Annotated in this window: 2 protein-coding genes; both read right to left on the reverse strand. The window is 60.1% G+C overall.

The window, feature by feature from the left end:
* A partial coding sequence (locus KDH09_06035) for a tandem-95 repeat protein (GenBank protein MCB0219237.1) occupies positions 1-7634 on the reverse strand: 7634 nt, incomplete at its 3' end.
* A gap of 787 nt (positions 7635-8421) precedes the next feature.
* A partial coding sequence (locus KDH09_06040; GenBank protein ID MCB0219238.1) for an efflux RND transporter permease subunit occupies positions 8422-11063 on the reverse strand: 2642 nt, incomplete at its 5' end.

The following is an 11063-nucleotide window of genomic DNA, read 5'->3' on the forward strand; positions in this document are numbered from 1 at the left end:
AACTGAGTCGATGCAAATAGGGTATGCTTCTGCCCTGGCAGAAGCGGTGGCCCGACTGGAACTCGGGGAAGGTTTCCAGGATCGCTCACAACGATGTCGAATTCGGGAAGTTTGGCAACTTCACCAGCTAAATCATGCACAACCAGGAGAATATCGGAATAAACCCCAACGTCCTCCGGACCCGGCGATCCTGTGATGGCACCCATTTCAGCGTCCAACTCAAGCCAATGGGGAAGGTTCATCGCCTGAAATTCGAGCACGTCAGCCTGCAAAAGATCGCTATCGTCGGAAGTAGGCTGGAAAGAATATGTCTCACCAACGGAAATCTGGCTCGCCGGCGTTCCACTCAGGACCGGAGCATCATTCGCGTTGTACACCGTAATAGTAAATGGTTCGGTCGCTGCGCTCAGCCCCACGAGATCCTGCACCAGCACGCGAATACCCTGATGCTCTCCCACATCTGAGGCTCCCGGTCTTCCACGCACCACGCCATGCTCGTCGATCGCCAACCAAGCAGGTGCATTTTCAAGTGAGTACGTAAGAACATCGCCAAAGAACGAATCTGGATCGCTGGCAGGCACCACAAACAGCAACGGATGATCTTCGCGCGCCGCGATACCCTCCCCGGGATCGAACTCCAGGGTCGGTGGATCCTCGCGATTAAGAACTTGTATTGAAAAGGGATCGAGTGATTGAATCGGCGAATTGCCGTCGTGTACGGAGATCACGATCCCGTCATAAATTCCAAGGTCGAAAATACCAGGTATTCCGAAAACCTCACCGGTCTGCGGGTCGAAGCTGGCCCAACCGGGGAGGTTGTCCACTTCGAAGTCCAGAAAGCCATCATCGTCAATGACAAGAGGTTTAAACGAGTAAGGCATTCCTTCGAATGCCTCGGGCGACGCCGCACCACTGATTACCGGCACAGCACTCACAATGATCGCAAAACTGGCTAGCGCTCCCGTTGCGGGGATGCGGTCGGACAGGCCAGCGGCGTCCGTAACGATAAATTCCAGGTTGTCGTACGTCCCCAGGTCGTCTGGCAATGGAAAACCAGAAATGGCACCCGTAATCGACGAAAACTCTGCCCAGGACGGCAGATTCATTGCGCTAAAGGTCAGAGTCTCCGTTCCGTGTACGAGATCTTCGTCAGTAACCGCCTGTTGCAACTCAAATGCCATCCCCGGCTCGGCCGTTACTGCAAATTGCGTGCAGCCATTGGCATCTCGATATCTGCAAAATGTTCCTTCTGGGAATTCCAGCACCGGGGCTTCATTCAAGTTTGCGACTTCTATCGTGAATGGTCCCAAGTCGGAGGCAGCCCCGGCCTGGTCAACCACACTCACCAATATGTCTGAATAGACACCTACCTCTGCGTCATCGAGAATCCCAAAGATGCGCCCGGTCTGAACATCGAACGTCGCCCACGACGGCAAGTTTGTCACAGAGAAAACATGGCTGTCGGCATAGGGCGGGAAACCCAGTTCATCGTCAGGATCGCTGAGCGCCGGCACAAATTCATATGGGCCCTCGGTGACTGATGTCAGAGCCGTTCCGGAGAGCACAGGGGCATCATTGCTATTGGTGACCACGATAGTGAGGCCGGGCGAGGTGGCACCTGTCACGCCATCGCTCACATTGATCGAAATTGTTCGGCTTGCCGGGTCGGCAAGGGTCAAGGTGTCGAAGTCTCTGAAGAATATATCGACGTCTTCGTTCGCAGGCGTGCCGGTAATCTCGCCGGTTGCAGTGTTCAGGTTCATCCAGGAGAGCAGTTTCTCGGCGGAAAATGTGAGGGTACGTCCCGGCACCACGCCCGAAAGCACCGGAGTGATGATCACTGAAGTGCCCTGCTCGATCACGGTGGGGCCTGAAAGACTCAAACTCAGGACATTGATCACTGAGATCGAGAATGGCGCCAGCGAAACGGGCTCGGAGTTGCCATCGCTGACGGAGATCGTGACTGGGCCGTAATCCCCCACCTCAGTGAGGCCTGGGGTCCCGGAGAGTTCGCCCGTGAACGTGTCAAAGCTTGCCCAGGAAGGAACGCCGATGGCCGAAAATTCCAGCGTATCGCCCGTATCGGGATCGGACACCGAAGGGCGGAAGAGATAAGGTGACTCCGCGATTGCTGTCATGGCCGGGCGGCCATAGATGCCCGGCGGCGTATTCGCAGGTCCGTCGCTGCAAGCCTGCGCGGTCAGCAATGAAACCTGGGGCCCAAGGTTGAAATCATTGTCGGCAAAGACGAGGTCCGTAAGGCTATCGGCATTAAAATCGTCCAGCCCCATCGCGCCGGGATAGACGCCCACGCTGGGCGCTTCGAGGAGCGCAAAAGTGCCGGAGGCGACCCCGCCCATGGACTCGCCGATCAGAATGGTTCCCGTCCCATCAGAGCCCGTCCCCCCGAAATAGTTCACGGCAACGAGGTCGAGGACGCCGTCGCCGTTCAGATCTGCGCTCTGAATCTTCGCAGGTTCCGCTCCCAGATCGAAAACGTTGCCGAGAGTGAAACTCCCGTCGCCTGCGCCGACGAGCACGCGGGCAAAGCCCGTTCCGTCGAAGCCGACATCGGCATAGACGACATCCTGAATGCCGTCTCCCGTAAAGTCCCCGGCCGTGACGCCAGGACCATACGAATAGTCTCCGATTGAAAGCGTAGAGGCCGAGAAGAAGTCACCCGCAAAGTATTCGAGCGGATCCTGACCGCCAAGAACCTGAAGCCCTGGAGGGACGGCGCCGTAGTTGCCATCGTGAATCACCGCGAGGTCGAGGAAGGGATCGCCGTTGAAATCACCCTCGACAAACGCAGTGGGATACCCGATCAGATTCTCCACATTCCAGAGCGGAAGATCGAGGCCTCCGAAGTTGAGGAACACTTCGACGGCGCCGTAGGGGTAGTAATATCCCGCTCCCAGGGCGACGATGTCGCGCAGGCCGTCACCGTCTACATCGAGAAGCCTCACATCGATAGGATTGCGGTCGCTGTAGATCGTAACGCCGGTATCGAAATATCCCGACGCCGCAGAACCGTTGCCCGCGAGCACGTAGAGGCCTACGTCCGGATCGGCTGCTACCAAATCCAGCACGCCATCGTCAGTGACATCGCCGATCTCTCCGGTCAGGAAATACCCGCTGTGAATCGTCGTAACCGGCGACGCGAAGGTGCCGTCGGGTACGCCGTCAAAAAGGTTTCCCGTAAACACGCTCACGAATGAGAGTGGGCTACTCGCCACAGGGCCCTGGCAGAACTCATCCCCCGGCAGGCAGCATTCTTCAACTTCAGGATTGCACTCACCGGCCCCCTCATCGAATGTCTCACCGATCACGATAATGTCGGGAGCGCCGTCAAGGTTGATGTCCTCTACGATGAGATCGCGGATGCTCTCGTTGGGAGTGAGCTCGAGCGAGAGAGACTCGCGCGTGGGATAAGTCAGGTTCGCTACGGGAGAGCACTCCCCTCCCCCACCGGCTCCGACCTCTAGCACCTCGATATTGAAGGCCGCGAGCGAAGCCGCCTCCCCCTGGGAGTCCGTCACCGTAAGCACGATGCCTTGATACAGCCCGATGTCGGCGTTCTGCGGCGTGCCGGTGAGCGTGCCCGTGTCCGCATCCAGACTTGCCCAGGAGGGGATGTTCTCCGCCGTGAAGATGAGGTAGTCACCGCTCGCCAAGTTCTCATCGAAGGCGATCGGCGTGAAGGTGTATTCGCTCCCCGCTTCGAGCGTGGTTGCGGGAATTCCATAGATTTCCGGCGCTGCGTTCTCGCCGGTCACCGAAATACTGAAGGCCGGCAGGCTCGCGCGGGCGCCTGCCACATCGACCACCGTGAGCTGGATATTCTCGTAGAGCCCCAGATCACTCTGCGCAGGGATTCCGGTCATGGCACCGTTCGACGCGTCAAAAATCGCCCACTCTGGAAGGCCAGCGATTTCAAAGCTCAGCACATCGCCGTGGGTGAGGTCTGGATCGTCCGCCTCCGGGACAAAGGCATACGTCGCACCAACCTCCACCATGTCGGCCGGTTCTCCGGAGATCACCGGCGGGTCGTTGAGGTTGATGACCTCGATGGTGAACGGTCCGAGCACCCCGCTGGCGCCCAGGTCGTCTGTCGCCGTGATGGTGATGTCCTCATAGAAGCCAACGTCTGCGTTCCCGGGCGAACCATCTAGCGCGCCAGTCACCTCATCGAAACTCGCCCAGGGCGGGAGATTTTCGATGGTGAGCGTCAGCGGCGAGTCGCCCTCGACCGCGTCGTCTAAAAGGGTCGGCGTGAGGGAATACGTCCCGCCTTGGACAACACTTGGCGGCGGCGCGCCGGCCACGACCGGCGCGTCATTGACTGGCCGGACGAAGATGACACCTGCGCCCTCTCCGATCCCACCGGCCTCATCGTAGATCCGGAAGACAAACGTGTCCGTGCCCGAAGCGTCAGGTGCAGGCGTGAACTCAAAAACCCCTTCAAAGGAGTTCAGGAGTGCCAGCGTGCCAAGGATCGGATACGTAACGATCTCATAGCGCCGCGCGGGTCCATCCGGATCGCTTGAGGAGAACTGACCGAGAAGCGGCGCGGCGTCTTCTTCCACGATAATTGTCGCAGGCGCTGCAACCGGCGGATCATTGACCGGGTTGACTGTGATGGTTGCCGTGACCACAGGGGAGCTTGCGCCGTCGGGGTCCCGAATCACAAACTTGAAGAAGTCCTCTCCGCTGAACTCGGTGTCCGGGGTATAGGTGATCGAGAGCGGCGCCGCCCCCCGGCTCGCACTCAGGCGCCCGTTTGACGGCGCCCGCACGACGGCGGCTTTCAGGTCTGGCTCGTCCGACTCGATATCTGTGCCGGTGAGTATCTGAACCGCCGACACGGTGTCTTCGTCAAGCACGATAGGCGGAAGCGCGGCGGCGGTAGGCGGATCGTTCACTGCAATGACTTCGATCGCGACCGTGACCGTCTCCGAATAGACAGCGCCGTCGAACGCGCGCACCTGCAGAAAATCGCTGCCGAATTCATTGGCAAGGGGCTCATAGCGCAGCGTTCCGGCGTTTGCGTCGAGCAGCGTGACACTGCCGATGTTGCCGTTTGCAACGATCTCGAAAGTGAGCGGATCACTGTCCTGGTCAAATGCCGTCAGTGACGCCTCGAGCGGCGTGTCCTCGTTCGTGGTGAAACTCGCGGCAAGGATCACCGGAGCATCGTTGACGTTGAGAACCTCAATCGTAAATTGCGGGAGCGACGCCGAAGCGTTCTGACTATCAAACACCGAAAGCAAGATGGGCCCGTGCACACCCACGTCCACCTGTTCTGGTGTTCCCGAGAGCGCTCCCGTCACCGAGTCGAGCGCAAGCCAGCCGGGCAGCCCGATCGCCTCGAATCGCAACGTATCGCCGTGGATTGAGTCCTCATCAGTCGCACTTGGAGTGAACAGATAGGGTGTGTCCTCACCGGTCACTGTAAGCGGCGCACCGGCGATGGTCGGTACATCGTTCACGTTCTGCACTTTAATGGTGAAGGCGGGAAGCTCTGCCGCTTCGCCCATCAGGTCCCGGACCCGGATGATGATGCCGGCATAGACGCCCACGTCGGAGTTGGTGGGGGTGCCAGACAACGCCCCGGTTACCGCATCAAAATTCGACCAAGAAGGCTGGTTCTCGATCTCGAAGCTCAACACATCCCCATGCATGAGATCTTCGTCTTCAGCGCTCGGGGCGAAAAGGTAGGTCGTGTCCTCATCCAGCACCGTCAGCGGCTCTCCCCCAATCGTCGGCGCGCCGTTCAAATTTGCTACCTCGATGCTGAACGCGGGCAGAGATGCCTCCGTGCCAAAGCTATCGGCCACGCGGATGACAATGCCCTCGTAGACGCCCACATCGTTGTTTCCCGGTGTGCCTGAGAGCCCGCCCGTCGCTGGGTCGAAACTCGTCCACAGCGGCTGGTTTTCAATTTCGAAGGTGAGAAGATCTCCGAAAGCCAGATCGGGGTCCGAGGCGGCCGGGACAAAGGAATACACCATGTCCTCTTCGGCGTTGCCTGCGGGCGCACCCAGGATGCTCGGCGCGCCGTTCACGCGGAAGGAAATACTTGCGGGCTCCGATACGTTGCCCACCACATCGGCGATCGTCGCCGTCAAAGAAGCCGGGCCTGACGAAAGCGGAGCCTGCGGCGTGCACTGCGCCTCATCTTGCGTGAGCACTGCGCAGCTCACCGGAAGAAATGTCCCATCGAGCTCAAAAACGAGTGAGTCGGGGTCGATTGCTGCTCCCTCGGAGCTGTAGGAGACCTCGATTTGCGGAGATGCTTCACCAATGAAAGCACGGTCATCAGGCAAGACAAATGCAATTTCGGGTGCGCTGACGCCCCCTCCCAGGTCGAGATCGTGAATCTTCACGCAGCCCAGTCCGTCCTTGCCCAACTCGTCCAGAGTCTCCCCGGCCGCGCTCACGTGGGCGATCTCGAACTTGCTTGCAACCCACACCGAGCCGTCCCCGCGATTTGTCACCAGTGCAAGCACCTGCCGGGAACCAGAATCACCTCCAGAGTTCCCGCCGGGAAAGCCAAAGAGCAGACCGCCTTTGCCTGAACCGCCGCCACGCGCTGGGGATTTGCTCCTGTGAGGTCCGTCATTGGAGCCGCTCTCGCAACCTCCCTCGACGTGGCCGTCGTGACCATCGTGGTGGTCGTACCCGTCGCCAAAGATATATGTCTTGCCAGATTTTCCGCCCGGCACGGCGAACGGCTGCGCGGAGGCGAGTTCCTGTCCGCCGGCATCCCAATAGAGAATTTCCTTGCCGCTCGAGAACCAAACATTGCCCGCCCCATCGCTCGAGAGATGATCGGGGTCAGCAACAAATCGCACGAGCAGCAACGATCCCGTTGCCGAGAAGCGTTTGATCACGCCTCTGATCGCGACCCACAGATCCCCCGTCGAATCGTCGGACTCGATATCCTGGACTTTCTCAAAGAAAAACACCGGCAACGTCCGCGCAACCGATCCGTTGTCGCGGTAGGCGGTAATACTCTTGTCCGTCGCCGCCCAAAGATATTCGGTGAACTCGTCAAAGCTCACGGCTTTGGCGTTGCGCGGTAAAGCGATGGTCTCGAGCAGCTCCCCATACTCGTTGAAGTGATGCAGGTTCCTCGATTCGGCGAGCCAGACCGAGCCATTGCCGGGGTTCACATCCAGATCGAGATTCTGCACGTCGTCGCCGTTGTTGTCCCGTCGACGATCACCGTCGCGTCCATCGTTGCGGCCGTCGTCACGCCGATCATTGCGCCCCAACGTCTTGCCTGAAGTGCGATGAGGAGAACCACCATGGCCCGGAACCTCGGCGTCATAGAGGAGCGTTCCCGCAACGTCATAGCCGCGTAGCCGGTCGCGGCCCGCCGCCCACACAATTCCCCGCACTGAATCGACAACGACCGCCAGCACGTTCCCGGGATCGCTGACAGAGAGCAGAATGGAGGCGTCATCCCCATCCACCTGCAACAGACCCTCGAACTGGCCGACCCAGAGATTGCTCTGGGAAGGAGCCCCCTGTGCCCACGCCGGCGCGCAAGAGAATACCAAGCCCATGCCCGCAACCGCGGCCAGGATTGTGCCGATCAACTTGATTCGAAGGTTCTGCTGCTTGCCCACGGCGCTTGCCTCGCTCGTATTCCGGTGCTCTGCGCACCACATCCAATCACGCCACTACGACAGCGCGCGGCACAAGGCCGTCTATCACGCAGTAGCGCAACTGAGATTTCCTGTTGTGTCCCGATGAGTGAGCGCTGATTTCCAAACAATCAGCAGAGCCAAGAATCCGCCCGATCTACCCGAACGTGTCCCATGCCCGCCATTCCCCAAGCGCGCAGCCCGATCGTCTCGAAGCGGCGGCATTATCCCCTTGCCGAGTTCCACTTCTACGCCTTGCACCTAGCGAAAGCTCTCAGAAGTTCCATGACTGTGTCAATACGACTTTTTTAAAACGCTCGATTTGCCGGCATACTTTAGAGGTCAAGACATGGAAAACACTAAGAGAATCTGCCAGCGTCCGATTACAGTACGCTTTGACAGATCAATCTATTTTGATTGTATTCAAAAGAAGTACGGACAAATACAGCAAGCATTAGATTCGGAAAGGCGCTCTGCTACCGAGGTAAATCTCCGAGAGTGCCGAAACTCATGCGGACTCCCGCACCCTGTGCCCGAACTGTGCCCGAGCCATCGGCTTCAACCGGCACCACCGGCCATCATCGGGTCCATAACGAAGCACCATAAGCGACAGGAATCACGCCGATAGTGTCCGATAGCAGTCAATAGACTCCCCTCCCCGCTGGAACTTAAAATCTCGAGGAACGCAAGTTCCGTGCGGGTTCAAGTCCCGCCCCGGGCACCAGATTGCTTTGTCGTTTCAGTCCCTTGCAGCGTTGGCATCTTCGATTCAATCTGCGCGGGCTTCTTCGACTGTGCCCAAACTGTGCCCAAACCACCGATACACCGCCGGGATCACCAGCAGCGTGAGCACGGTGCTCGTCACCAGGCCTCCGACTACGACGGTTGCCAGCGGGCGCTGCACTTCACTGCCGGTCCCGGTGGAGAAGAGCAGCGGGAAAAGCCCCAGCGCGGTGGTGAGCGCGGTCATCAGCACGGGGCGCAGGCGGCGCACGGCGGCCTGCTTGCTGGCATCTTCGATGCTGACTCCCTCTTCCACGAGTTGGTTGAGGTAACTCACCAGCACCATGCCGTTTTCAAGAGCAATGCCGAAGAGGGCGATGAAGCCGACCGATGCGGGAACCGAGAGGTTCTCGCCGCTCACTGCCAGCGCCACGACGCCGCCCACGAGCGCGAGCGGGATGTTGAGCAGGATGAGCGTCGCGCTCCCCAGCGACTGGAAGTTCGCATACAGGAACAGGAAGAGCAGCAGCAGGGTCAGCGGGATCACGACGGCGAAGCGAGCGTTGGCCTCCTGTTGCAAGCGGAATTGGCCGCCCCACGTCAGCAGGTAGCCCGGCGGCAACGCGACACCGTCGGCGATGACCTGCTTGGCCTCTTCAACAAAGCTCCCGATGTCGCGAGCCGTGACGTTGGCCTGCACGGTGATAAAGCGCTGGCCGTCCTGCCGCGTGATCTGGCGCGGACCGACGATCTCCTCGATGCTGGTGAGTTCTGCCAGCGGGATACGCAGCCCCCCGGGACCGGGCGCCAGGATGTTCGCAATCGCCTCGCGGCTCTCGCGCGCGGACTCTTCGAGCCGCACCAGAATGTCGAAGCGGCGCGTGCCCTCGAAAATCTGCCCGACGGTTTCCCCGCCGACAGCCGTATGAATCACTTCCTGCACGTCGGCGACGTTGACGCCGTAGCGGGCGATGGCCTCGCGGTTCACCTTCAGGAGCAGTTGCGGCGCGCCGCTGACCTGATCGGCCTGCACGTCGCTGGCCCCGCGAACCGTACCGAGCGTTGCTGCGATCTCGTCGGCCTTGCGCTTGAGCACTTGCAGGTCGTCTCCGAAGAGCTTGATCGCCAGTTCCCCGCGCACGCCTTCGAGAAGCTCATCGACGCTCATCTCGATGGGCTGGGTGAGGTTGACCAGAATACCCGGTAGCTGCCCGAGTTCTTCGCGGATGAGGGCTTCGAGGTCTTCCTGTGTCCTGGCCGAGCGCCACTCATCCCTGGGTGCGAGCGTGACATACATCTCGGCGCTGTTGACCGGATCGGCGTGGGCGCCCACTTCACCGCGTCCCACACGGCTCGTCACTCCCGTTACCTCGGGAATCTTCATCAGCCGTCGCTCGACGATCCCGGTCAGGCGCGTGCTCTCGGTGAGCGCAATCGAAGGGGCCATCGTCAGACGCACCACAATGGTTCCCTCCCGCAGCTTGGGCGTGAATTCAGAGCCGAGCAGCGGGAAGACTCCCGCGCCGATTCCAACCAGGGCCAGAGAAAGGGCTACCGCCCGTTTGGGGCGGCGGACGAAGCCTTCCAGCACGGGCGCGTACGTCCGCTCCAAAGCATGGACTAGCCGCTCGCCCAGTCCCTTGCCGGTCTCGAATCCAGGATGGCCGCCTTTTAAGAGCAGCGATGAAAGAAGTGGTGCAAGGACCACGGCGAAAATGAGCGAACCGAGCATCGCCAACGCAACGGCAAAAGCGAGCGGCTGGAAGGTCTTGCCCTCGACACCTTCGAGCGTGAAGAGCGGCAGGAACAACACGATGATGATGGCAATGGCGAAGGCAATGGGGCGTCCCACTTCGAGGGAGGCTGCGCGCACGCGGTCGGCGAGCGAGCCCTCCGCTCCCCGAAGATGCTCCTCGATGTTCTCCACCACAACGATGGTGCCATCGACCAGCATCCCGATGGCGATGGCCAGGCCGCCCAGCGACATCAGATTCGCCGAAATGCCGAAGTAGCGCATCCCGAGCGCGGCAAAGAGAATTGAAAACGGAATGGAAAGCGCCACGACGAGGCTGGGCCGAATTCCGCCCATGAACAGCGAGAGCACGAGAATGACGAGCAACACTCCCTGCACGAGCGCATTGCGCACCGTCGTCACGCAGGCTTCGACCAGCGTTTTTTGTTCGTAGTAGGGAACGATGCGCATGCCCTCGGGCAGGGCGGCATTGATCTCGTCGATCTTGTGCTCGACCCGCCCGATCACGGTCGAGGCATTGGCGCCGATGAGCTTGACCACCATCCCGGCCACCACTTCCCCGACTCCGTTGCGGGTCTGCACGCCCCGCCGCACCGCGCCCCCGATCGCTACGTCCGCGACCTGCCGCAGATACACCGGAGTCCCGTGAACGGTCTTGAGCACGATGCTCTCCAGATCAGCGATCCCCGTTGCCAGCCCCACCGAACGGACGACGAATTCCTCGGCATTCTTTTCAATGAACTGCGCGCCGACGTTGAGTGAATTCATTTCGATCTTCTCCACGACCTCGGCAACGGTCAAGTCGTAGCGGAGCAGGTCGCCTGGTCGCACCCGCACCTGGAACTGTTTCTCATATCCGCCAATCCCCAGCACCTCGGTCACGCCGGGGGTCGTTTGCAGGTGGAGCTTCACCACCCAGTCCTGCATGGTGCGCA

This window comes from Chrysiogenia bacterium, assembly GCA_020434085.1.
Taxonomy (GTDB): domain Bacteria; phylum JAGRBM01; class JAGRBM01; order JAGRBM01; family JAGRBM01; genus JAGRBM01.